This window comes from Arthrobacter sp. SAFR-179 (assembly GCF_059414945.1).
Genome location: NZ_JBPFDM010000018.1, coordinates 12,981 through 37,028, shown reverse-complemented (window position 1 = coordinate 37,028; position 24,048 = coordinate 12,981). Strand labels below are relative to the sequence as shown.

General features: G+C 65.4%; 18 protein-coding genes and 1 tRNA gene. 10 read left to right on the top strand and 9 right to left on the bottom strand.

The window, feature by feature from the left end; translation table 11 throughout:
- Nucleotides 1-164: 164 nt before the first annotated feature.
- The gene (locus ACR65K_RS20290; RefSeq protein WP_440154693.1) at nt 165-680 is read left to right on the top strand and encodes an SRPBCC family protein; all 516 of its coding nucleotides are present in this window, start codon (nt 165-167) and stop codon (nt 678-680) included.
- 8 nt (nt 681-688) lie between these two features.
- Here ACR65K_RS20290 and ACR65K_RS20285 read toward each other — a convergent pair whose 3' ends face one another.
- Nucleotides 689-1,744, bottom strand: a complete 1,056-nt coding sequence (locus ACR65K_RS20285) for a LacI family DNA-binding transcriptional regulator (protein ID WP_440154692.1) — start codon at nt 1,742-1,744, stop codon at nt 689-691.
- Between the two features lie 2 nt (nt 1,745-1,746).
- Complete coding sequence (locus tag ACR65K_RS20280; protein ID WP_440154691.1) at nt 1,747-3,468, bottom strand: glycoside hydrolase family 13 protein; 1,722 nt, start codon at nt 3,466-3,468, stop codon at nt 1,747-1,749.
- Nucleotides 3,469-3,657: 189 nt separating this feature from the next.
- Here ACR65K_RS20280 and ACR65K_RS20275 point away from each other — a divergent pair, with 189 nt between their 5' ends.
- The gene (locus tag ACR65K_RS20275; protein ID WP_440154690.1) at nt 3,658-5,028 is read left to right on the top strand and encodes an FAD-binding oxidoreductase; all 1,371 of its coding nucleotides are present in this window, start codon (nt 3,658-3,660) and stop codon (nt 5,026-5,028) included.
- Between the two features lie 3 nt (nt 5,029-5,031).
- Here ACR65K_RS20275 and ACR65K_RS20270 read toward each other — a convergent pair whose 3' ends face one another.
- The 4 genes from ACR65K_RS20270 to otsA form a co-directional block, all read right to left on the bottom strand.
- Nucleotides 5,032-6,450 (bottom strand): DUF4032 domain-containing protein, encoded by a 1,419-nt coding sequence (locus ACR65K_RS20270; protein WP_056332175.1) that lies wholly within the window; start codon nt 6,448-6,450, stop codon nt 5,032-5,034.
- Between the two features lie 124 nt (nt 6,451-6,574).
- Nucleotides 6,575-7,657: an ABC transporter ATP-binding protein gene (locus ACR65K_RS20265; RefSeq protein WP_018772048.1), complete on the bottom strand. Its 1,083-nt coding sequence runs from the start codon at nt 7,655-7,657 to the stop codon at nt 6,575-6,577.
- 218 nt (nt 7,658-7,875) lie between these two features.
- On the bottom strand, nt 7,876-8,709 hold the full coding sequence (gene otsB / locus ACR65K_RS20260) for a trehalose-phosphatase (protein WP_440154689.1): 834 nt from the start codon (nt 8,707-8,709) through the stop codon (nt 7,876-7,878).
- Complete coding sequence (gene otsA / locus ACR65K_RS20255) at nt 8,699-10,201, bottom strand: alpha,alpha-trehalose-phosphate synthase (UDP-forming) (RefSeq protein ID WP_440154688.1); 1,503 nt, start codon at nt 10,199-10,201, stop codon at nt 8,699-8,701. The genes otsB and otsA overlap by 11 nt, the downstream gene beginning before the upstream one ends.
- Nucleotides 10,202-10,379: 178 nt before the next feature.
- Between otsA and ACR65K_RS20250 the strand changes: the two genes are divergently transcribed.
- From ACR65K_RS20250 to ACR65K_RS20230, 5 genes are all read left to right on the top strand, one after another.
- A complete protein-coding gene (locus ACR65K_RS20250) occupies nt 10,380-11,267 on the top strand; it encodes a DsbA family protein (protein WP_056332170.1) in 888 nt (295 codons plus the stop codon).
- Between the two features lie 147 nt (nt 11,268-11,414).
- A tRNA-Thr gene (locus ACR65K_RS20245) sits at nt 11,415-11,491 on the top strand.
- A 68-nt stretch (nt 11,492-11,559) separates the two neighbouring features.
- Nucleotides 11,560-11,985, top strand: a complete 426-nt coding sequence (locus tag ACR65K_RS20240) for a ChaB family protein (protein ID WP_142119961.1) — start codon at nt 11,560-11,562, stop codon at nt 11,983-11,985.
- A gap of 84 nt (nt 11,986-12,069) precedes the next feature.
- Nucleotides 12,070-14,250, top strand: a complete 2,181-nt coding sequence (locus ACR65K_RS20235) for an elongation factor G-like protein EF-G2 (protein WP_440154687.1) — start codon at nt 12,070-12,072, stop codon at nt 14,248-14,250.
- Between the two features lie 42 nt (nt 14,251-14,292).
- Nucleotides 14,293-15,546 (top strand): MFS transporter, encoded by a 1,254-nt coding sequence (locus ACR65K_RS20230; RefSeq protein WP_440154686.1) that lies wholly within the window; start codon nt 14,293-14,295, stop codon nt 15,544-15,546.
- A gap of 126 nt (nt 15,547-15,672) precedes the next feature.
- Here ACR65K_RS20230 and mmsB read toward each other — a convergent pair whose 3' ends face one another.
- From mmsB to chvE, 3 genes are all read right to left on the bottom strand, one after another.
- On the bottom strand, nt 15,673-16,953 hold the full coding sequence (gene mmsB, locus ACR65K_RS20225; RefSeq protein ID WP_056332164.1) for a multiple monosaccharide ABC transporter permease: 1,281 nt from the start codon (nt 16,951-16,953) through the stop codon (nt 15,673-15,675).
- Nucleotides 16,954-16,957: 4 nt separating this feature from the next.
- Nucleotides 16,958-18,487, bottom strand: a complete 1,530-nt coding sequence (gene mmsA, locus ACR65K_RS20220) for a multiple monosaccharide ABC transporter ATP-binding protein (protein WP_440154685.1) — start codon at nt 18,485-18,487, stop codon at nt 16,958-16,960.
- Nucleotides 18,488-18,592: 105 nt separating this feature from the next.
- Nucleotides 18,593-19,720 (bottom strand): multiple monosaccharide ABC transporter substrate-binding protein, encoded by a 1,128-nt coding sequence (gene chvE / locus ACR65K_RS20215; RefSeq protein ID WP_373427689.1) that lies wholly within the window; start codon nt 19,718-19,720, stop codon nt 18,593-18,595.
- 267 nt (nt 19,721-19,987) lie between these two features.
- On the opposite strand from chvE, the gene araB reads away from it, so the two are divergent.
- Genes araB through araA form a run of 3 tightly spaced genes read left to right on the top strand, consistent with a single transcriptional unit; the run spans nt 19,988 to nt 24,017 of the window.
- On the top strand, nt 19,988-21,754 hold the full coding sequence (gene araB / locus ACR65K_RS20210) for a ribulokinase (RefSeq protein WP_440154684.1): 1,767 nt from the start codon (nt 19,988-19,990) through the stop codon (nt 21,752-21,754).
- Nucleotides 21,751-22,467 (top strand): L-ribulose-5-phosphate 4-epimerase, encoded by a 717-nt coding sequence (locus ACR65K_RS20205; protein WP_440154683.1) that lies wholly within the window; start codon nt 21,751-21,753, stop codon nt 22,465-22,467. The genes araB and ACR65K_RS20205 overlap by 4 nt, the downstream gene beginning before the upstream one ends.
- 29 nt (nt 22,468-22,496) lie before the next feature.
- Nucleotides 22,497-24,017, top strand: a complete 1,521-nt coding sequence (gene araA, locus ACR65K_RS20200) for an L-arabinose isomerase (RefSeq protein ID WP_440154682.1) — start codon at nt 22,497-22,499, stop codon at nt 24,015-24,017.
- Nucleotides 24,018-24,048: the final 31 nt, after the last annotated feature.

Sequence of the window (24,048 nt, the reverse complement as noted above, 5' to 3'; positions counted from 1 at the left end):
GGAGAGTAGGTCACCGCCGGACACACATTAAGTAGGACCCTGACAACGGAACGTCAGGGTCCTACTGCTTTAAGCACTCGTTTAATTACTCAGCTGCGCGCACCCAGCCCCTCCTCCTGGCTGCGTGCCGCCTCCGCAGGATTACGCCGGTAAAGTATTTCCCCATGAGCAGCATCTTCAGCCACGCACAGGATCCTTTTGACGACGCTGGACAGCGGGCAACTGATCCCCTGGAACCGGTGATGAACACCGTCGTTGTCCCTGGCCCCGTTGCCCGGGCTTTCGCTGGCTTTACCGACCACACCCACTTGTGGTGGCCCTTGGACCAGCATGGTGTCTATGGTGCAGGCTCATACGTCGAGTTTGAAGAGAACCTGATCCTCGAAACCGCAGACGACGGCCGCACCAGTATCTGGGGAACCCTTGATGAGTGGCAGCCGCCGCTCTCGTTCCACGCCAGCTGGCATCCCGGGACCACGGCGCTGTGGTCCACTGAGCTCCTGGTGGTATTCCGCGCCGTCGACGCCGGAACTGAGGTCCGGGTCTTCCATGAAGGGTGGGAGGGCGCTGAGGATCCTGCCGCCGCGCGCCAGGAGTACGCGGAGGCCTGGCCGCTGATCCTGGACAGGTATGCCCGCTTCATGGGAGCGGAGGACGCCCCGGATGACTCCCTGGGGTAACTCGTTGCCTAACCCCGGTGCTCGGCTGTGTCCGGCGGCACCGCGGTGCTGCTCCTGACCACAAATTCTGTTGGGTATTCCTGGTCCGGCGCTCCATCCCCGGCCGGGCCGCCGTCGGACTGTCCTCCGGGGCCGTCCAGCAAAGCCAATGCGGTGGCAGCCGCCAGCCTGCCCTGGCCCTTCGGATCCTGGCTGATGGTGGTCAGGCCGAACGTCTCTGCAAGTTCGTGCCCGTCAATGCCCACGACGGACAGATCCCGCGGGACCTGAAGGCCGAAGTCCCTCGCGGCGAGCATGATGCCCACTGCCATCTCATCCGACGCCGCAAAAACTGCGGTGGGGCGTTCAGTGGAAGTTCCCAGCAGCCGGCGGCCCGCTGCATATGCGCCCTGAATGGTGAAGTCGGCCGTCGCCTGCCACTCCTGCCGCAGCGGCAGTCCCGCGGCTGCCATTGCCGCAGCAAACCCCTTTTGCCGGAGCTGCGGAAGCTTGAAGTCGCGGTTCAGGGCCGCGTCCCCTGTGACATGGGCGATCCGGGTATGGCCCAGCCCGATCAGGTGCCGTGTGGCCATCATGGCCAGGCCCTCGTCGTCGATTCTGATGGTCGAGGCGCCACGCAGCGCCCCTCCGATGCCCACAATGGGACGGTGCACGGCGAGCAACTGGCCGATTTCCTCGTCGCTGAGCACCAGTGCCACCGCGATGACGGCATCCAGTCGTTTCCGCAGCAGGAAGTCATTCAGGATGCTGCTGCGGTGCTCCGGCTGCTCGCCCACGTTGTACAGCGTCAGGTCATAGCCCGCGTCCAGCAGGGTTTCCGAAACACCCTCCAGGACCGAGGAGAAGTACCATCGGTGGACGTTTGGTACCACCAGCCCAATGTTGTGGTTCCGTCCGGACGCGAGGCTGGACGCGTGGTACGACGGGACGAACCCGAGTTCCCGCGCCGCCTCCTGTGCAAGGCGGCGGCTCCGGGATGAGACGTTGGACTTGCCGCTCAGCGCCCGGGAGACGGTGGCGACGGACAGACCGGCCCGGCTGGCAACTTCTTTGATGCCCGCCATTGTCAGTCTGCAGCAGGAATGCTGATCCAGGCTGTCTCGCCCGAGGCCAGGAGTCTTTCCGTGCCTGACAGGTCACTGCGGACAAGGACGCGGCCCGCGGGCATCTCCAGCGGCTCGTGGTTCAGGTTCATAAGCACCAGCGTAGTGCCGTTCACATACCCCAGCGAGGACCCGGTGCACCAGTTCTCGGCCCAGGACAGGGAACCCCTGCCCAGGTCCAGGTCCCTGCGGCAGGCAAGAGCGGAGCGGTAGAGGGACAGGTGCGACGACGGCGACTCCGCCTGCAGGTCCCGCGCCAGCCCGCCGAACGAGGCAGGAATGGGCAGCCAGGGATCGCTGCCCGAGCTGAAGCCCAGGTGCTTGTCCCCGGCCCGCCAGGGCAGCGGCACCCGGCAGCCGTCACGACCAAGCCGCTGACCCCCGGTACGCGCGAATGTCGGATCCTGGCGCAGGTGGCCGGGGATGTCGATGCCATCCGGCAGCCCCAGCTCCTCGCCCTGGTAGAGATAGGCGGCGCCGGGCAGGCCCAGCATGAACAGTGAAGCGGCAGCCGCGCGGCGCCGGCCCAGTTCCTCATCCGGCTGGGGATCGGCCACCCCGATGCCGTCACCGTCGCGGGGACCATGGCCGTTGTAGCCAAACCGGGTGGAGTGGCGGACCACGTCATGGTTCGAGAGAACCCAGGTGCTCGGAGCGCCCACGCCGTCCAGGACGGTCAGGGAGTCCGTGATGACCGAGCGCAGCCGGTAGACGTCCAGGCCGGCATGAAGGTAGGGAAAGTTGAACGCCTGGTGCATCTCGTCCGGCCGGACCCAATGCGCCAACCGGTGGAGGTCCACGCTTGCCTCGGCGCAGAGGATGCGGTCCGGGCCGTACTCGTCCAGGATCAGCCGCCAGTTACGGTAAATGTCATGGACCGCGGGCTGGCCGAACATGGGTGCCTCGTGGCCCGGGTAGCCGTCACTGCTGCCGCCGTCCGCGCGACCGCCCCAAGCAGGCAGCCCCGGCGCCTTCACCAGGGCATGGGCAACATCCACCCGGAAACCGGAGACGCCCCGGTCCAGCCAGAAACGAAGCACACGCTCGAACTCGGCATGGACGGCCGGGTTGTCCCAGTTGAAGTCCGGCTGCGAGGAATCGAAGAGGTGCAGGTACCACTGGCCCGGCTGACCAGCCGTGCCTTCTACCCGCGTCCAGGCGGGTCCGCCGAAGTGGGACTGCCAGTTGTTCGGCGGTTCCTGTCCGTCGGGGCCCGTTCCGTCGCGGAAGATGAACATGTCCCGCTCGGGGCTTCCGGCCGGCGCAGCAAGGGCTGCCTGGAACGCCCGGTGCTGGTCGGAGCAGTGGTTGGGCACCAGGTCCACAATCACCCTCAGGCCCAGCCGGTGGGATTCAGCCATCATGACGTCGAAGTCACCGAGCGTGCCGAAGATCGGGTCCACGTCGCAGTAGTCGCTGACGTCGTATCCGGCGTCGCGCTGCGGGGAGCGGTAAAAGGGTGAGAGCCACACGGCATCGACGCCCAGGTCTGCGAGGTGCGGCAGTTCCTCAGTGATTCCCGCAAGGTCTCCGACGCCGTCGCCGTTAAGGTCCCGGAACGACCGGGGGTACACCTGGTAGATCACGGCGGAGCGCCACCAGCCGGGAGCGGTGTCGGCAGCATGGATGAGCGTCAGGGGACCAGCAACAGCGGAGGTGTCCTGGGTCACAGTATCGACAGACATGAGAGTCAGCATAGCGGCGGCGGGGCCTTAATGAAAACGCTTCCATTCCTCGTTACGAGAGGTACTCCGCCACTCTCCTCATCTCCCAAGCGATGGAACTGGAAGCGGTTGCAGGAAAATCGGGCCGGGAATCGGGCGTGCAGGACGGCCTAAACTGGGGAGACATGTCCGACGACGGGTGGAGGCTTTGTGGGAAGCATCGTTGACGAGCTGGATGCGATCCTGGTGCAGGGGCAGGTGGATGTCAGCGAGGTCTCGCTCCGGCGGTATGCCATTGACCAGGCGCCCGTCATCGATTTCCAGCTTCCCCTGGCGGTGGTGTTCCCGGAATCAGTTGCCGACGTACAGGCAGTGGTAACGGCCTGTGCCGGCAGTGGCGTGGACATTGTCCCCAGGGGCGCAGGCACTGGAGTATCCGGCGGTGCCCATGCCACCAGGAACTGCATCATCCTCTCGCTGGAGCGGATGAACCGGATCCTCGCCGTGAACCCCGATGATGAGACTGCCGTGGTGGAGCCCGGAGTGGTCAATGCCGTCCTGAACGAGGCCGTTGCGGCACATGGGCTCATGTACGCCCCCGATCCGGCCAGTTTCCGAAGCTCCACCATCGGCGGCAACGTCGCCACCAACGCCGGCGGCCTGCGCTGCGCCAAATATGGGGTCACCAGGGATTCGGTCCTGGCGCTGGACGTCGTCCTGGCCGACGGATCCCTCATCCACACAGGCCACCAAACCTTCAAAGGCGTGGCGGGCTACGACCTCACGGGCCTGTTCGTGGGGTCTGAAGGAACCCTGGGCGTCGTCGTCGGAATTACTGTGCGGCTGAAGTACCTGCCCCGGGAAGTCCACACCGTGGCCGCCTTCTATCCGGACTTCAGGAGTGCCGCTGCAGGGGTCCTGGCCGTAGGCAAGGCACGCGTCCAGCCCGCCATCATGGAACTGCTCGACGGCGGCACCCTCGCCCAGCTCGATGACATCCACGGCTCCGACCTCACCGCCCGCGGAAAATCACTGCTGCTGATCCAGACGGACGGGTTCGGGGCCGCCGCCGAGGCGGAGGTGGTGCGCCAGGTCCTCCGGTCAGGCGGGGCGACTGTCAGCACGGAGGCAAGCGCCGAAGCGGAGCGGCTGGTGGAACTCCGCCGGCACAGCAGGGGGACGGAGGTGGACGACGAGTACCGCGTCGGCGAAGATGTGGCTGTTCCCCGGTCCCGGCTGGTGGACTACGTCGCAGAGCTGGAAGCCATGGCCGCCAGGCAGCAGGTGCACCTGAAGGTGGTGGCCCACGCCGGTGACGGCAACCTCCACCCCACCTTCTGGATCGACCGGCAGGGGGCAAGCGTGGACTCCGCGGCGATGCAGCGGCTTCAGGTGGCGCTGGACGAGTCGATTACGGCCGCATTGGCCATGGGCGGCACCATCACCGGCGAGCACGGTGTGGGCCAGTACAAACTCCGGTGGCTGGGGCAGGAGCAGCCGGAACCGGTCCGGGAACTCCAGCGCAAAATCAAGGACCTGTTTGATCCTGCGGGAATCCTCAACCCCGGTAAGGCGATCTAGGACTTAGTCGTCCGAGTCCGGATACTCGTCCACGGATTCATCAGCACCGTAGCGGGACTCCTCGTTCTCCACCTCAAGGATCTTCAGCAATTCGGTGTCCGGGTTCAGCATGATGGCGGCTTCATCCCGCCGGTGCCGCAGGATCGAGTCGATGTAGGACTGCACGGCCTCCGCCAGCGGAATGTGGCGTTCCTGCTTCTCGGACATGTACCAGCGGTGTTCAAGGACCTCGTGGACCACCTCTGCGTGTTCCAGCTTGCCGGACAAGTCGCGGGGGATGGCGCGCACGATTGGTTCGAAGATCTGGCTGACCCACAGGTGGGCACTGTATTCCTCATCCATTTCCGGGTTGTTGTCCGCGCGGAAGGAGTCCATGTCGTTCAGGAGGCGGCGCGCCTGGTTCTCCTGGGCGTCCAGGCCCGTGAGCCGCAGCAGCCGCCGCTGGTGGTGCCCAGCGTCCACCACCTTGGGCTGGAGCTGGATGGTGGAGCCGTTCTGCGTGGTCTTGATGGCGTATTCCTCGACGTCGAAGCCGAGTTCGTTCAGGCGGCGGATACGGGCACTCACCCGCCAGCGTTCGCCCAGTTCGAAGGATTCCTTCTCTGTCAGCTCAGCCCACAGCCGCCGGTAGCTGTCCATGATCAGCTCGCTGGTGGCCACCGGGTCCACCTTTTCCTCGATGAGCCCGCCGTCCAGGAGGTCCATCAGCTCACCGGCGATGTTCACGCGGGCAATTTCCAGGTCGTATTCGCGCTGACCGGTGGAGAGGTCCGGGTAGAGCTCGCCCGTTTCGGCATCCACCAGGTAGGCGGCGAACGCGCCGGCGTCACGGCGGAACAGGGTGTTGGACAGCGAGACATCGCCCCAGTAGAACCCGATCAGGTGCAGCCGCACCATGAGCAGCGCCTGGGCGTCGATGAGGCGGGTGAGGGTATCCTTGCGCAGCATCTGCGAAAAGAGCGCGCGGTACGGCATGGAGAATTTCAGGTGCCGGGTTACCAAAACGGGGTTCAGCGGGCGTCCGTCCGGGGTGGTACGGCCGGTGATCACGGCCACGGGCTCCACGCAGGGCACATCCAGCCGTGCCAGCTTGCGCAGCATGTGGTACTCGTGGCGGGCCACATGCTCGGAGGTTTCCTTGATGGCGATGACCGAGCCGCCAAGGTGGGCGAAGCGCACGATGTGCCGGGAGATACCGCGGGGGAGTGCCGCCAGGTACTGGGCCGGCCACTCTTCGAGCGCAATGTGCCAGGGCAGGTCCAGCAGCTCGGGATCCGCCGCTGCGGCCGTGATGCTCAGCGATGAGGCTACCGAGGCTGCCTTGTTGTCATCGGCACTGGCGGCCACGAACCGCGGCAGCTTACCCACCTGGGCGTAGTCGGTGGGTTCGTCATGCCACTGGGCGCTGTGTTCCTCGGTCATGGGCTCAATTCTTCCGTAGATGGACGCGGCCAGCTAATTCTTCTGCAGGCACGGTTAAACGCCGACGGCGGCCATCCAGTAAGGAAGGCCGCCGTCGGTACTGCGGTTGGGGTGCCGGTGGCGATCAGTCGCCCAGGCGCAGGCCGGTCTTGGTGTCGAACAGGTGCACGTGGCCCGACTGCGGACGGACGTAGATGACCTCACCCTTCATCGGGGGGCGGCGGCCGTCGACGCGTGCCACGATGTCGTGGTCCTTGCCGTCCAGGGTGGTGTGACCGTAGACGTAGGCGTCGGCGCCCAGTTCTTCGACGACGTCAACCTCAACCTTCAGGCCTTCACCGTGCGGAGCGGTTTCCAGGTCTTCCGGGCGGCTGCCCAGCGTGACGGTGGAGCCGTGTGCCTCTTCGAGGACGTCGCGCGGCACCGGGTAGACGGTACCGCCGAACTGGACGCCGCCGTCGACGACGGGAAGTTCCAGCAGGTTCATGGCGGGGGAGCCGATGAAGCCGGCAACGAAGACGTTCTTCGGGCGGTCGTAGAGGTTGCGCGGGGTGTCAACCTGCTGCAGCAGGCCGTCCTTCAGCACGGCTACGCGGTCGCCCATGGTCATGGCCTCGACCTGGTCGTGCGTCACGTAAACGGTGGTGACGCCCAGGCGGCGGGTCAGGGATGCGATCTGGGTGCGGGTCTGGACACGGAGCTTGGCGTCCAGGTTGGACAGCGGCTCATCCATGAGGAAGACCTGCGGGTTACGGACGATTGCGCGGCCCATGGCAACACGCTGGCGCTGGCCGCCGGAGAGTGCCTTCGGCTTGCGGTCCAGGTACTGCTCGAGGTCCAGGAGCTTTGCGGCTTCGCGGACGCGCTCGGCGCGCTCTTCCTTGGAGACGCCGGCGATCTTCAGGGCGAAGCCCATGTTGTCGGCCACAGTCATGTGCGGGTACAACGCGTAGTTCTGGAAAACCATCGCGATGTCACGATCCTTCGGCGGAACATCGGTGACGTCGCGGTCGCCGATCAGGATCCGGCCTGCGTTGACGTCCTCAAGGCCTGCGAGCATGCGCAGCGAGGTGGACTTGCCGCAACCGGAGGGTCCAACGAGGACCAGGAATTCGCCATCGGCGATGTCGATGTTGAGCTTATCGACGGCGGGCTTATCTGTGCCCGGGTACAGACGCGTAGCGTTATCAAAAGTAACTGTAGCCACAGTTATCAATCCCTTCACCGGCAGGTACGTGCCGGACGATCCGTTGTGAATGGTTCATGTTTATTCAGTTGTGTTCCCACAAAATGCTCCGCGGCTAAGCGCGGAGCACCACGTGACGCCGCACGGTTGCTGTGCGCCACATCACACCCAAGAGTATGCCAGAAGTTGCTTCTTTTATCGCAAATGTTACGAATGTCACATGTGCTGCCGGCCACGGCCTATCCGGAAGCGGCTTGGGGGTCTTCCTCGGCGACGGCGACACTCCGCTCCTGGAGCAGCGCCTCAAGCAACTCGGCGATGTGGACAGGTGCCTCCACCCGGTATTGGGCCTGGGTGAAGTCCAGGCCCACCTTAACCCCTACATCGCCTGGTTCAAGCCGGCCAAACGCGTCCTCGTCCGTGACGTCGTCCCCGGCGAACAGCACGGCGGTGGCCCCGGTGGCCTGCCGCAGGAAGGTGACACCTTCGCCCTTGGACGCGTTGACCACCGAGGTCTCCAGGACACGCTTGCCCTCCTTCAGGAAGACACCCTTGCGGTCCTGGAGCACTGACCTTGCCGCTGACACCGCGTCCTCGGCCACGTCGTCGTCAGCCTGGCGGGTGTGCAGGACGACGCCGGCGGGCTTGTATTCCAGAGACGTGCCCGGTGCCTCCGCCACAATCGCCGCCAACTCGGCGCGCACCTCTTCAAGGAGCGCTTTTTGGCCCTCATCCAGGGCAAGTTCCGTGGAACCCGGCCCCAGCCAGGCCTCGGCGCCGTGGCTGCCAATCAGCAGCGTGTCCACCGGCGGGGAAGCAACCTCCCGCAAGCTGGCGAGGGCACGGCCTGAGATGAGCGCCGTCGTCGTGCGGGGAAGCACCGCGAGCCCTGCGAACGCCGCCGCTGAACGCGGAAGCGGCCGCGCATCCTGGGCGCGGTCCACGATAGGTGCCATGGTCCCGTCAAAGTCCATCGCCACGAGCAGGTGCTCTGTCGCGGCAATCCGCCGCAGCGCTTCCCGGAGTTCCGGGGTAAGCGCCAGCGCCGCCTTGGTGCGGCCGTCAGGAGTCATCGCGGACCACCTTCTCGTTCAGGGCCCGCAGGAAGTCGGCGGACCAGTGGTCCACGTCGTGGTCCAGGATCTGCCGGCGCATGGACCGCATGCGCCGGGACGCTTCGCGCGGGGTGAGTTCGACGGCGGTCATGATGGCGTTCTTGAGGCCCGCGATGTCGTGAGGGTTGATCAGGAGGGCCTGTTTGAGCTGGTCAGCCGCGCCCGCGAATTCGCTCAGGACCAGGGCGCCATCGTTGTTGTTGCGCGCGGTGACATACTCCTTGGCCACCAGGTTCATCCCGTCACGGAGGGCCGTTACCAGCATGACGTCCGCGGCCAGGTACAGCGCCACCATCTCCTCCACCGGGTAGCTGTGGTGCAGGTAGCGGACGGCGGTGTTTTCCAGGGTGTCGTAGGTGCCGTTGATGTGGCCCACGGTTCCTTCCACCTCCTCGCGCAGGAGCCGGTACTGCTCCACCCGTTCACGGCTGGGGGAGGCCACCTGGATGAGGGTGGCATCGCCCACTGTGAGGCGGCCATCCGCGAGGAGCTCCTCGAAAGCCTTCAGCCGGTGGCGGATGCCCTTGGTGTAATCAAGCCGGTCCACGCCGAGCAGGATGGTCTTGGGATTGCCGAGGTCCTGCCGGATCTGCCGGGCGCGTTCGATAATCTCCGGCCTGGCCGCAAGTTCGCTGATCTGCTTGACGTCGATCGAGATGGGGAAGGCCTGCGCCCGTGCGATGTGCGTGATCCGGCCGTCATGGCCCTTGACATGCACCTGCTGCTGCTTGACGCTGGCGCCCAGGAACCGGCGCGCGGAACGCATGAAGTTTCCCGCGTCGCTGGGCCGCTGGAAGCCCACCAGGTCTGCGCCGAGAAGGCCGTCGATGATGGCCTGGCGCCAGGGGAGCTGGGCAAAAATCTCCGGCGGCGGGAACGGGATGTGGTTGAAGAACCCGATCCGTAGGTCCGGCCGGGCCTCGCGGAGCATCCGGGGGACCAGCTGCAGCTGGTAGTCCTGGACCCAGACCGTGGCGCCCTGGTCCGCGTGGTGCGCGACGGCGTCGGCGAACCTGCGGTTGACCTTGCGGTAGGCGTCCCACCAGGTCCGGTGGAACTCCGGGGGAGCGATGACATCGTGGTACAGCGGCCACAGAGTGGCATTGGAGAAGCCCTCGTAGTACAGCTCCACGTCGTCTGTGCTGAGCTGGACGGGGACAAGGTCCATTCCGCCATGGCTGAACGGCTTCACGGTCTCGTCCGGTGCCCCGTGCCAGCCAACCCACGCGCCGTCGGTCTTGGTCATCATCGGCGCCAGCGCGGTTACCAGGCCGCCGGGGGACCTGCGCCAGCCTGATTCGTCGTCAGGGCCGTCGCCTGCTGCAACCCTGTCGACGGGCAGCCTGTTGGAGACCACCATGAAGTCATACTTGGTGTGGCCCGCGTGGCCGGAACCGGAGCTGCCGGCTGTTGCTTTGCCTGCGGGTTTTTCCTGGACGGGTGTTTGCATTGCTGCCCCCTGGGTTGCTTGTGCCTCTAAGCCACCCTAGCCGGACGGAATCATCGGGGCTATTCGTCCGTTGGTCAACCCGAAGGAATGGTTGAAACCGCAAGCTCTCAGCTTTCTCCCCTAAAATGTTGGAGGTGCCACGAAGTGGTCCCCCTACGTCGACCGACCCAAGGAACTCATGAGCCCCGCAAACGAAGTACGTAAGTCCAAGGCTGAGCGAACCGCGGAGGCGCGCGAAAAGGCGCGCCTGATCCGCGAAGCGCAGCTAAAAAAGGACAAGCGCAACAAGCTGCTGATCGGCTGGGGCATCGTGGCGGCAGTTGTGGCCATCCTGGTGGTGGTGGCGCTGGTGGTGACGAACAGCCTCAAGCAGAACGCCCCGATTGCGGACCAGGGTCCTACTCCGGCCAACGCCAACGTGCATGGCGGTGTCACCCTGCTGGCCAACACGGACGTGGCCAAGTCGGAGCCGGCCACTGTGGACGCTGCCTCCCTCGGTGAGGCCCCGAAGACGCCGCCGGCCGAGGTCGTGGCGCCCGGGGCGGAAGCGGAGGCCGGCAAGCCGGTCAAGGTAGTCCTTTACATCGACTTCATCTGCCCCGTCTGCAAGAACTTCGAGACCCAGTACAACGAGCAGCTCACGTCGCTGCGCAACGAAGGCAAGATCACCGTTGAGTACCGGGCACTCGGCTTCCTGGACAGCCGGTCCACCACCAACTACTCCTCCCGGGCCGCCAACGCAGCAGCGTGCGTGGTCAACGAGTCCCCGGAAAAGTACTCCGACTTCGTCAACGCACTGTTTGAAAAGCAGCCGGCGGAGGGCACCGCGGGTCTTTCCGATAACGACCTGAAAAAGATGGCGTCCGACATGGGCGTCAAGATCGACTCCTGCGTGGACGACAAGACCTACCGCCCGTTCGTGAAGTTCACCACGAAGGAAGCGTCGGCCATCGGGGTCACCGGTACGCCCACCGTGTTCGTGGATGGCAAGCAGTGGGGCAAGGGGGACAGCGCCCAGACGCCGTTCCCGGACTTCCTGCAGGCAGCCATCGCCGCCAAGGGCTAGTAGTACCAGGCGGGGCAGGGCCCGTTCCGGAGCGTTTCCGGGGCGGGCCCCTCCCGCGCCCACGGCCCGTACCGCCGCGTTTTTACGCCCGGCGGGAGTTGGGCTAACCTTATCTAGCGCCTTCACGGTGCATGCCCTCAGGGGCGCGCCTCCTTAGCTCAGTTGGCCAGAGCACCGCTCTTGTAAAGCGGGGGTCGTCGGTTCGAATCCGACAGGGGGCTCCAGAGAACGTCCGGGCTTAAGCTGGATCCATCCAAATAATCAGCGTGCTGACTAAAGGAGGATGGGTGCCATGCCCAAGACCGGCAAGAATGACCACGCCCGCAAGGAAGAACTTCCTTCCACCCTGCAGCGTTCTGAGCAAAAGGCGCAGGACACCTTCGCCAAGACCTACGATTCCGCCCTTGAATCCTACGACCAGGACGAGCAGCGGGCCGCCCGCGCAGCCTACGCTTCCCTGAAGCACAGCTACGAGAAGGTGGGCGACCACTGGGAGCCCAAGGAAAAACGCGGACCGTCTGACAAGCGGGCGGAACAGGGCCTCCGCTCCTCCGAACCCACCGCGGGTGGTGTCGATGCCAACGCGTCCAAGGACCACCTCTACAAACTGGCCCGGGAACTGGACGTCAAGGGCCGCTCGAAGATGGACAAGGATGAGCTGGTGAAGGCCATCCAGAAGGCCAACGACGCAGCCACCCGCAAAGCCCGCAGCAAATAGCCTGCGCTCTTGCCGTCCCGCCGTCCAGGGTGTCGAATCAGAGGACACGTCCGGTCGGGTCGGCGATGATGCCAGGAGGTTCCAATGTCGGTGAAAAGCACCAAGGAGTCAGCGCGGGCGGCGGGCGGCAGGAACGGGCCTGAATCAAAACGGGTCGACCAAGCCACCGGCATCGCAGCACTGGACCCGGCGCGGGTCCGGAACGTGGCCTTGGTGGGGCACTCCGGCGCCGGGAAAACAATGCTGATCGAGGCCTTGCTGGCGGCCAACGGCATGATCACCCGAAAAGGCTCCATCGCCGACGGATCCACGGTCAGCGACTCGGACCCCGCCGCGGTGCATCAGCAGCGGTCCGTCACGCTGTCCCTGGTGCCCCTGATGGTGGATGACGTCAAGGTGAACCTCCTGGATACGCCCGGCTACCCCGACTTCATTGGCGAGCTGCGCGCAGGCCTGCGCGCCTCCGATGCCGCGCTCTTTGTCGTCTCCGCCGTGGACGGAATCGACGCCACCACCACCGCACTCTGGGGCGAGTGCGGGCACATGCAGCTGCCACGCGCCGTCGTCATCACCCGGATGGACCACCCGCGCGCAGATTACGACGGCGCCCTGGCCGCCTGCCGCAAAGCGTTCGGCGACGGCGTGCTGCCGCTGTGCGTCCCGGTGCGCACAGGGGAGGAGACCGCCGGCCCGCTGGCCCTGCTGGACCTGCTGCCGCAGGAAGTGACGGACTATGCCTCCGGAGATACAACCCCTGAGGTCCGGCCGGCAACGCCGGATGAACGTGCGGCTGCCGGTCCGGCCAGGGGTGACCTCATTGAGGGCATCATCGCCGAAAGCGAAGACGAGACACTGATGGACCGGTACCTGGAAGGCGAAGACATCGACACAGCGGTGCTGGCAGCCGATCTGGAAACCGCCGTCGCCCGTGGCTCGTTCTTTCCCGTGCTGCCCACATCCGCCGTCACCGGGCTGGGCACCGCTGAACTGCTTGACCTGCTGGTGCGCGCCTTTCCACCGCCCGGGGATCGCAGCCTGCCGGACACCACCGATCTGGCGGGGGAACCGGCCGGAAGCCTCTCCTGCGATCCGTCCGGCCCGCTCGCCGCCGAAGTGGTGCGCACTTCCAACGATCCCTTCCTGGGCCGCATCTGTCTGGTGCGGGTCTTCTCCGGGACGCTCCGGGAAGACGCTCCCGTCCATGTGGGTGGACACGGCCTGGCGGACCGGGGCCACCAGGACCATGACACCGATGAACGGGTCACCCACATCTATTCACCGTTGGGTGCCGCCCTTCGGCCCGTTCCCTTCTGCGTGGCAGGGGACATGTGCGCCCTGGCAAAGCTGGGCAGCGCCGAAACGGGGGACACCATTTCCGCGCGGGAAAACCCGTTGCTGCTCGCCACCTGGGAGATGCCGGAGCCGCTGCTGCCGGTTGCCGTGGAAGCCGATTCCCGCAGCGATGAGGACGCACTGGCCCGCAGCCTGGGCCGGATAGCGGCAGGGGATCCCACCCTGCGGGTGGACAGGAACGCCGAAACACACCAGCTGGTGCTGTGGTGCATGGGCGAAGCGCACGCCGAGGTGGTCCTGGACAGGCTGCGCGACCAGGGCGTGAAACTGCACACCGTGGAGGTGGTGACGCCGCTGCGGGAAACCTTCGCGGCTGCCGCCTCCGGCCACGGCCGCCACGTCAAACAGTCCGGCGGCCACGGCCAGTACGCTGTGTGCGACATCGAGGTGGAACCGCTGGAGCGCGGCGCCGGGTTCGAGTTCGTGGACAAGACGGTGGGCGGTGTCATCCCGGGTACGTTCATCCCGTCCATCGAGAAGGGGGTCCGGGCACAAATGGACAAAGGCGTTTCTGCCGGCTTCCCGGTAGTTGACCTGCGGGTGACCCTGGTGGGCGGCAAGGCCCACAGCGTGGATTCGTCGGACGCGGCGTTCCAGGCGGCCGGGGCCCTGGCACTCCGGGAGGCCGCGGCGGCGGGGAAGATCCAGCTGCTGGAACCGGTGTCCTCGGTCTCCATCACCGTGGCCGACGAACACGTGGGGACGGTGATGAGCGACTTGTCCGGCCGGCGGGGACGCCTCACCGGCACCACCTCCTCCGGCGAGGGACTGACGGAAATCAGCGCCGAAGTCCCGGACCAGGAACTCCTGCGGTACGCAGTTGAACTGCGGGCCCTGACGGCCGGCACCGGGCGCTTCCGCCGCCAGTACCTGCGCCATGACCCCGTGCCCCCGAACTACAGCCCGGCCTGAGTCCACCGTGGCACGAACAGGCATCAAGAGCGCCGTCCGCCGGTGAACGCCGCAGCACGGAAGATCCAGACCGTCTACCTGACGCTGACGTTGGGCAACACCCTTGCGGCATCGTTCATTTGGGGGATCAATACGTTGTTCCTGCTCGACGCCGGGCTGACCAACCTTGAGGCCTTCGCCGCGAACGCCTTCTTCACGGCAGGGATGGTGCTTTTCGAGGTACCCACCGGGGTGGTGGCGGACAGCTGGGGGCGGCGCGCATCATTCCTGCTGGGGACCGTGACCCTGGCCGCCTCCACCTACCTCTATTACCTGTTGTGGCAGTTGTCCGCGCCGTTCTGGTGGTGGGCCGCGGTGTCGGCGCTGCTGGGACTTGGCTTCACCTTTTTCTCGGGGGCAGTGGAAGCCTGGCTGGTGGACGCCCTGCACTTTTCCGGGTACGACGGCGGGCTGGAAGCGGTCCTGGGCCGCGGCCAGATGGTCTCCGGCATCGCCATGCTGGCCGGTTCAGTGGCCGGCGGCGTGATCGCGCAGGCAACAAACCTGGGCGTACCGTTCCTGCTGCGCGTTGGGGTGCTGGTGGCCATGTTCGCGGTGGCCTTCCTGCTCATGCACGACGTCGGCTTCACACCGGAACGTTCGGCCCACCCCGTGCAGGCCACCCGGGCGGTCCTCAAGGCGTCGCTGGACGGCGGCCTTCGGAACCCGCCGGTGAGGTACATGATGCTGGCGGCACCGTTCACCGAAGGCGTGGGGTTCTATGTCTTCTATGCCCTCCAGCCCTACCTGCTGCAGCTGTTCGGAGACCCCAGGGCCTACGCCATCGCAGGCCTGGCAGCCGCCATCGTTGCCGGCGCGGACATCGTCGGCGGCTGGTTGGCCCCGGTGGTCCGCAAACTGGTCCGCCGCCGGACCACCGTCCTGATCGCTTCCACCGTCACCAGCTCCATGGTCCTGGTGGTGCTCCTGGCCACCAGCATCTTCTGGCTGGCACTGGTGCTCCTGGCACTTTGGGCCGTGGTGGCCTCCGCCGGCACCCCGGTGCGCCAGGCCTACCTGAATGACATGATCGGCTCGAAGCAGCGGGCAACAGTCCTGAGTTTTGCCTCATTGATGGGATCCAGCGGGGGAGTGGTGGTGCAGCCGCTGCTCGGGAGGTCCGCCGACGTCTTCGGATATCCCGCGTCACTGGCATTGGGCGGCGCGGTGCAGCTGCTGGCGGCACCCTTCATCCTCCTCAGCAGGCGCCGGCGCTCGCCGGCAGACGTTGCCACGGGACTGGCGGCAGCGCCGTAAAGAGCGGGCGTGTGCATGCGCCGGAATGACCGTCCTGCACGCGCCGGACACACGTAAAGGGGCCCCTGGCTCCGGACTAAATCCGGGGCCAGGGGCCCTCACAGTGGAGTGCTGCTTAGTGCACTGCTACTTAACGCCTGCCTCCACCGTTTCGCTGGCAGCCGGCGTCGGCTTTTCCTCTGCGGGCGGAGGTGTGGTCTTCAGCTTGAACCGCTTGCCAAGGTCACCGCCGCCTCCGCTGCGGTTCTTGTTGAAGATATCGAACCCGACGGCGACAAGGAGGACCAGGCCCTTGATGAGCTGCTGGTAATCGGTACCCAGGCCCAGGATGGACATGCCGTTGTTGAGCACGCCCATGATCAGGCCACCGATCATGGCTCCCGCCACCGTTCCGATGCCGCCGGTGACGGCGGCGCCGCCGATGAAGGCCGCGGCGATGGAGTCCAGTTCGAAGCCCGTACCACCGGCGGGCTGCGCCGAGTTGAGCCGGGCGGTGAAGACAAGGCCCGCCAGTGCGGAGAGCACGCCCATGTTCACGAAGAGCCGGAACGTGACGGCCTTGGTCTTGATGCCCGACAGTTCAGCCGCATGGAGGTTGCCGCCGATGGCGTACGTATGCCGGCCAAAGACGCTGTTGTTCATCAGGGCCGTGTAGGCGATCACCAGCGCGGCCAGGACCACCAGGACGATCGGTGTGCCGCGGTAGGAGGCCAGCAGGAACGTGATGATGAGCATGAGCAGGGCCGTGAAGGTGGTCTTGATGATGAACCAGACCAGGGGTTCGCTTTCGAGGTCGAACTTCCTGCGGATCCTGCGCTCCTTGAAGGCCTGGATCAGCAGGGCCGCGGTAGCACCGACGCCCAGGATGACGGTGAGCCACTCCAGGACGGACGTGCCGCCGGAGATGTCGGGAAGGAAACCGCCGCCCAGGGCCCGCAGCTCGGCGGGGAAGGGGGTGATCTGCTGGTTCTTGAGCGTGATAAGTGTCAGTCCGCGGAAGATCAGCATGCCCGCCAGCGTGACGATGAAGGCGGGGATCCCCACATAGGCGATCCAGTACCCCTGCCAGGCGCCTACAAGGGCGCCGACCAGCAGGCAGGCAGGGATTGCGGCCCACCAGGGCCAGCCCCAGTGCACGATCATGACGCCGGCCACGGCGCCAATGAACCCGGCGACGGAGCCGACGGAAAGGTCGATGTGCCCGGCGATGATCACCATCACCATGCCGATGGCCAGGATGAGGATGTAGCTGTTCTGGACCACCAGGTTGGTGACGTTCTGCGGTTCCAGCAGGATTCCGCCGGTCAGCCCCTGGAACAGCAGGACGATCAGGATCAGGGCAACGAAGATGCCAACCTGGCGGAGGCGGCTTGTGAGGAATCCGAGCGATTCTCGTAAGGCGGACATTTCGCTATTCCTTCTCTTTGGTCATGTAGTGCATCAGGGTTTCCTGGGTGGCCTCGGCAATGGGCACTTCACCGGTGATATGGCCGGCGGCGAGGGTGTAGATGCGGTCGCAGATGCCCAGGAGTTCGGGAAGTTCCGAGGAAATGACGATCACGGCTTTTCCTTCGGCCGCGAGTTTGGCGATGATCGTGTAGATCTCGTACTTGGCGCCGACGTCGATGCCGCGGGTGGGTTCATCGAGGATAAGCACGTCGGGGTCCGAGAACATCCACTTGCTCAGCACCACCTTCTGCTGGTTTCCGCCGGAGAGCTTCCCGGTGATGGCGGCCACCGAGGGCGCCTTGATGTTCATGCTCTTCCGGTAACCGTTGGCTACAACGGTCTCCTGGTTCTTGTCCACGAAGCCGCGTTTGGCGAGCTTGCGCAGTGCTGCCAGGGAGATGTTGCGCTTGATGTCCTCGATGAGGTTCAGGCCGTAGTGCTTCCGGTCCTCGGTGGCGTAGGCAATGCCATGCCTGATGGCGTCTGAGACCGTGGCGGTGTTGATTTCCTCGCCGTACTTATAGACCTTGCCGGACGTGGCGGTGCCGTAGGTGCGGCCGAAGACGCTCATGGCAAGTTCGGTGCGCCCGGCACCCATCAGCCCGGCAAGTCCCACCACCTCGCCCTTCCTGACATGCAGGTTGGCGTTCCTGACCACCATGCGGCTGTGGTCCTGGGGGTGCCGGACGGACCAGTCTTCGATCCGGAGGACCTCTTCGCCGATGTTCGGCTCGCGGTCCGGGTACAGGCTCTCCAGGTCACGGCCCACCATGCCGCGGATGATCCGTTCCTGGGTGATCTGGCCTTCATCGAGCCGGAGGGTCTCAATGGTCTTGCCGTCGCGGATGATGGTGACGGCATCGGCCACCTTGCGGATTTCATTGAGTTTGTGGCTGATGATGATGCTGGTGACCCCTTGGCCCTTCAAATGGAGGATCAGGTCCAGCAGGTGGCCGGAATCCTCGTCGTTGAGGGCGGCCGTGGGCTCGTCCAGGATGAGCAGCTTCACTTCCTTGGACAGGGCCTTGGCGATTTCCACGAGCTGCTGCTTGCCCACGCTGATGTGCTGCACGGGGGTGACAGGGTTTTCGTCGAGGCCCACGCGGGCCAGCAGCTTTGCGGCCTCCAGGTTGGTCTTGCGCCAGTCCACCCAGCCGTTGGTGGCCTGTTCGTTGCCAAGGTAGATGTTCTCGGCGATGGAGAGGAACGGGCTGAGCGCCAGTTCCTGGTGGATGATCACAATGCCCCGCTTCTCGCTGTCCGAGATGCTGGAGAAATTGCAGGGTTCGTTTTCGAAGAGGATTTCCCCGTCGAAGCTGTTGTGTGGATAGACGCCGGACAACACTTTCATGAGCGTTGATTTGCCGGCTCCGTTCTCACCGCAGATGGCGTGGACCTCTCCACGGTTCACATCCAGGGTGACGTCCTGCAGCGCTTTCACGCCCGGGAACGTCTTGGTGATTCCTCGCATTTGAAGAATGGGTGTGTTCATCGTCAATTCCCACTGACTGGTCGAAGCTTGGCCTTCTGCTGGTGCAGGAGGCTGCGGGCGGGGCCGTGGCCGGATGGAGGTCCGGCCACAGCCCCCGGACGTTGACTACTTGACGTCGGAGTCCTTGTAGTAACCCGAGTCGATCAGTTCCTTCTTGTAGTTGTCCTTGGTGATGATCACGGACTTCAGCAGGAATGCCGGGACAACCTTGACCTTGTTGTTGTAGGTCTTGGTGTCGTTGGTTTCCGGTTCCTGGCCCTTGAGGACGGCGTCCACCATCTTGACGGCCTGCGCGCCGAGCTGGCGGGTGTCCTTGAAGATGGTGGAGTACTGCTCGCCGGCGATGATCGACTTCACGGAGCCCTTTTCGGCGTCCTGCCCGGTGACCACCGGCAGGCTTCCCTTGGCGTAGCCGCCGGTGCTGGTGAGGGCGGAGATGATGCCGATGGACAGGCCGTCGTACGGCGAAAGGACGCCGTTCAGCTTGGTGCCGGAGCTGTAGGCGGAGGTGATGATGTCCTCCATGCGCTTCTGCGCCACGGGTGCCTGCCAGCGAAGGATGGCGGCCTGCTCAAACTTGGTCTGGCCGCTGGGAACTTTCAGGGTGCCGGCGTCCATGTACGGCTTGAGGGTGTCCATGGCGCCGGTCCAGAAGAAGTTGGCGTTGTTGTCGTCCGGGCTTCCGGCGAAAAGTTCGATGTTGAAGGGGCCCTTGCCCTCCACCTTCTTGCCGCTCGCATCCACCAGGCCCAGGCCGGTCAGCAGCGAGGTGGCCTGCTGGACACCCACCGTGTAGTTGTCGAAGGTGGTGTAGTAGTCCACGTTTGCGGTGCCGTTGATCAGGCGGTCATAGGCGACCACCTTCACGTTCTGTTCCTTGGCCTTTGCCAGGACGTCGGTCAGGGTGGTGCCGTCAATGGCAGCGATGATCAGGGCCTTGGCGCCCTTGGTCAGCATGTTTTCGATCTGCGAGACCTGGGTTGGAATGTCGTCATTGGCGAACTGGAGGTCCGTCTTGTAGCCGAGGTCTTTCAGGGACTTCTCAACGTTGGCGCCGTCGGCGATCCACCGTTCGGATGTCTGGGTGGGCATCGAGATGCCAACCAGCGAGTCGGCGGGCTTCGCCGCGCCACTGGATTCACTGGTTCCACCACGGGAGCCACAACCGGTAGCGCCCACGGTCAGGGCGAGGACAAGGGCCACCGCGCCCATGAGTTTTTTGATTCTCACCATTATCTCCTTCCGCGGCAGCATTGCCGCGAAGTGTTGTTGGACGGGGAAGCGGCGACGCTCCCGGTCCTGGCCACATTGTTGATGTGTCGGTTCAATATAGACTGATTTGTGAACGCTAACAAGAGGCTCCTTCCAGAAATCCCGAAACTCTTTCGACTTCATTGACTTCTGCTTTGTTAGCGTTCACACTTGCTGCAGCACTTAGCTTGACCCTGACCCTACAAAACCCGGTAATGAGGCCCATGCCTCCCGGATGGAGGCAACCCCATGCCAGATGCGTTGTTCACTTCCAACTCCGAGCCCCGCCATGATCCCTGCGTGATCGGGGTGGACTATGGAACGCTCTCAGGCCGTGCCGTGGTGGTACGTGTCCGCGACGGCAAGGAGCTTGGCAGCGCCGTCCACGAGTATCCCCATGCAGTGGTGACCGATTCCCTGCCCAAGGACGTGGCGGGCGACGACGGGGCACGGCTTCCCGGGGAATGGGCACTTCAGGTGCCCAACGACTACCGGGACGTCCTGCGCAGCGCGGTCCCAGCCGCGGTGGCGGACGCGGGGATCGACCCGGCCGCCGTCGTCGGCATTGCAACGGACTTCACCGCCTGCACCATGGTGCCGGTCAAAGCCGACGGCACGCCCCTGAACGAACTGCCGGGCTATGCCAACCGGCCGCACGCCTATGTGAAGCTCTGGCGGCACCACGCCGCCCAGGGGCAGGCCGACCGGATCAACCGGCTCGCGGCCGAACGGGGTGAAGACTGGCTTCCCCGGTACGGGGGCCTGATCTCCTCCGAGTGGGAATTCGCCAAGGGCCTGCAGCTGCTGGAAGAGGACCCGGAAGCCTACGCCGAAATGGACCACTGGGTGGAGGCGGCCGACTGGATTGTCTGGCAGCTGTGTGGCCGCTACGTCCGGAACGCGTGCACCGCCGGCTACAAGGGGATCTACCAGGACGGGCGGTACCCGTCGGAGGAGTTCCTGGCCGCCCTAAACCCCGAATTCAAGGGCTTTGTCAGCTCCAAACTCGAGCACACCATCGGACGGCTGGGCGACGCCGCGGGCACCCTGACGGCGGAGGCGGCGGCCTGGACGGGCCTGCCGGAGGGCATCGCCGTGGCCGTGGGAAACGTTGACGCCCATGTCACGGCACCGGCTGCGAAGGCAGTGGAGTCCGGCCAGCTGGTGGCCATCATGGGCACCTCCACCTGCCATGTCATGAACGGCACCAAACTGCATGAAGTACCGGGCATGTGCGGGGCTGTGGACGGCGGCATCGTTCCCGGGCTGTGGGGTTACGAGGCAGGGCAGTCCGGCGTGGGGGACATCTTCGGCTGGTTCACCAAGTACGGCGTCCCGCCGGAATACCACCAGGCGGCCAAGGACGCTGGAGTGGGAATCCACGAGTACCTCACCGGCCTCGCGTCGCAGCAGGCCATCGGGGAGCACGGCCTGATTGCGCTTGACTGGCACTCGGGCAACCGCTCAGTCCTGGTGGACCACGAGCTGTCCGGTATCGTGGTGGGCCAGACCCTGGCCACCAGGCCCGAGGACACGTACCGTGCACTGCTCGAAGCCACTGCGTTCGGTACCCGGACCATTGTGGACGCTTTCCGCGGCGCCGGCGTTCCGGTCAAGGAATTCATCGTGGCCGGCGGCCTGCTGAAGAACAGGCTCCTGATGCAGATTTACGCTGACGCCACCGGCCTGCAGTTGTCCACCATTGGCTCGGAGCAGGGTCCGGCCCTGGGGTCGGCCATTCACGCCGCCGTTGCCGCCGGTGAATACGCTGACATCCGCGAAGCCTCTGCCGCCATGGGCGCCGAACCCGGGGAGGTCTACACCCCGATCCCCGAAAACGTCGCTGCATACGACGAGCTGTTCCAGGAGTACAAGGCCCTGCACGACTACTTCGGCCGCGGCGGCAATGACGTGATGCACCGGCTTAAGGCCATCCAGCGCAGAGCTGCCCGGACCGTCCTTCCCGGCACCGGTGCCGGTTCTGCAGCCGAAACGGCCATGGAGGTGTCCGCATGAGCACCGAAGCAGGAATCCTGGAGACCATTGCCCGGGTCCGGGAGGAAGTGTGTGCGCTGCATGCGGAACTGACCCGCTACGAACTGGTGGTGTGGACCGCGGGCAACGTCTCGGCCCGCGTGCCGGGCACGGACCTGATGGTCATCAAGCCCTCCGGCGTCTCCTACCAGGACCTGACACCGGAGCAGATGATCGTGACCGACCTGCACGGCACTCCAGTGCGGGGCACCAACGTCGGTGGCGGTGGCACTGTCGATTGGGGCAATCCGCCGCTGTCGCCGTCGTCGGACACGGCCGCGCACGCCTACGTGTACCGCCACATGCCTGACGTGGGTGGAGTGGTGCACACGCACTCCACCTACGCCACCGCCTGGGCTGCCCGGGGCGAGGCCATCCCGTGCGTGCTGACCATGATGGGCGACGAGTTCGGCGGCTCCATCCCGGTGGGCCCGTTTGCCCTGATCGGGGACGACTCGATCGGCCAGGGCATCGTGGAGACGCTCAAGAACTCCAATTCCCCGGCGGTCCTGATGCAGAACCACGGCCCGTTCACCATCGGCAAGGACGCCCGGTCTGCCGTGAAGGCGGCCGTGATGTGCGAGGAAGTGGCCCGGACCGTGCACATCTCGCGGCAGCTCGGTGAACCGCTGCCCATCGACCAGGACTCCATCGACTCCCTTTACGCCCGCTACCAGAACGTCTACGGCCAATAACTGGCCCCGGAAACTTTCCAGGAGAATCCATGAGCACCGCAGCAAACACCTCCCTCGACGGTTACGAGGTCTGGTTCCTCACCGGCAGCCAGCACCTGTACGGGGAGGAAGTCCTCAAGCAGGTTGCCGCCCAGTCGCAGGAGATCGCCAACCAGCTCAACGCCAGTTACGCCGTCCCGGTAAAGATTGTCTGGAAGCCGGTCCTGACCGATTCTGACGCCATCCGCCGCACCGCCCTTGAGGCCAACTCGGATGATTCCGTCATCGGCGTCACCGCCTGGATGCACACGTTCAGCCCGGCGAAGATGTGGATCCAGGGCCTGGACCTGCTGCGCAAGCCCCTGCTGCACCTGCACACGCAGGCCAACCGCGACCTGCCGTGGGCGGACATCGACTTCGACTTCATGAACCTGAACCAGGCCGCGCACGGCGACCGCGAGTTCGGGTACATCCAGTCCCGCCTGGGCATCGCCCGGAAGACGGTCGTGGGGCACGTCTCCAATCCTGAGGTGGCACGCCAGGTGGGTTCCTGGCAGCGGGCCGCCGCCGGCTGGGCTGCCGTGCGGACCCTGAAGCTGACCCGCTTCGGCGACAACATGCGCAACGTGGCCGTCACCGAAGGTGACAAGACCGAAGCGGAGCTGCGCTTCGGCGTCGCGGTCAACACCTGGTCCGTGAACGAGCTCGCGGACGCCGTGCACGGCGCGGCAGAGTCCGACGTCGACGCCCTGGTGGCCGAATATGAGGACCTTTATGACGTGGTGCCGGAGCTCCGCGCAGGTGCGGCCAGGCACGATTCGCTGCGGTACGGCGCCCGGATCGAACTGGGCCTGCGCAGCTTCCTGGAGGGCAACGGCTCCGCCGCGTTCACCACCTCCTTCGAGGACCTCGGCGCCCTCCGCCAGCTCCCGGGCCTGGCGGTGCAGCGGCTCATGGCCGCCGGCTACGGCTTCGGCGCCGAAGGCGACTGGAAGACCGCCATCCTGGTCCGCGCTGCCAAGGTGATGGGCGCAGGCCTGCCCGGCGGCGCCTCCCTCATGGAGGACTACACCTACCACCTGGAGCCCGGGTCCGAGAAGATCCTGGGCGCCCACATGCTGGAGGTCTGCCCCTCCCTCACGGCATGGAAGCCCCGCCTGGAAATCCACCCGCTGGGCATCGGCGGCAAGGAGGACCCGGTCCGCCTGGTGTTCGACGCCGACGCCTCCCCGGGCGTCGTCGTCGCCCTGTCCGACATGCGCGACCGTTTCCGCCTGGTGGCCAACGCCGTGGACGTGGTTCCCCTGGACCAGCCGCTGCCCAACCTGCCCGTGGCCCGCGCTCTGTGGGAGCCCAAGCCGGACTTCGCCACCTCCGCCGCCGCCTGGCTCACCGCCGGCGCCGCCCACCACACCGTGCTCTCCACCCAGGTGGGCATGGACGTGTTCGAGGACTTCGCGGAAATTGCCAAAACCGAACTGCTCACCATTGACGAGGGCACCACCATCCGGCAGTTCAAGAAGGACCTGAACTGGAACGCCGCCTACTACAAACTCGCCGGCGGGATCTGATTCCGTGGCACGGCTGAGCTCCTGGCCCCCG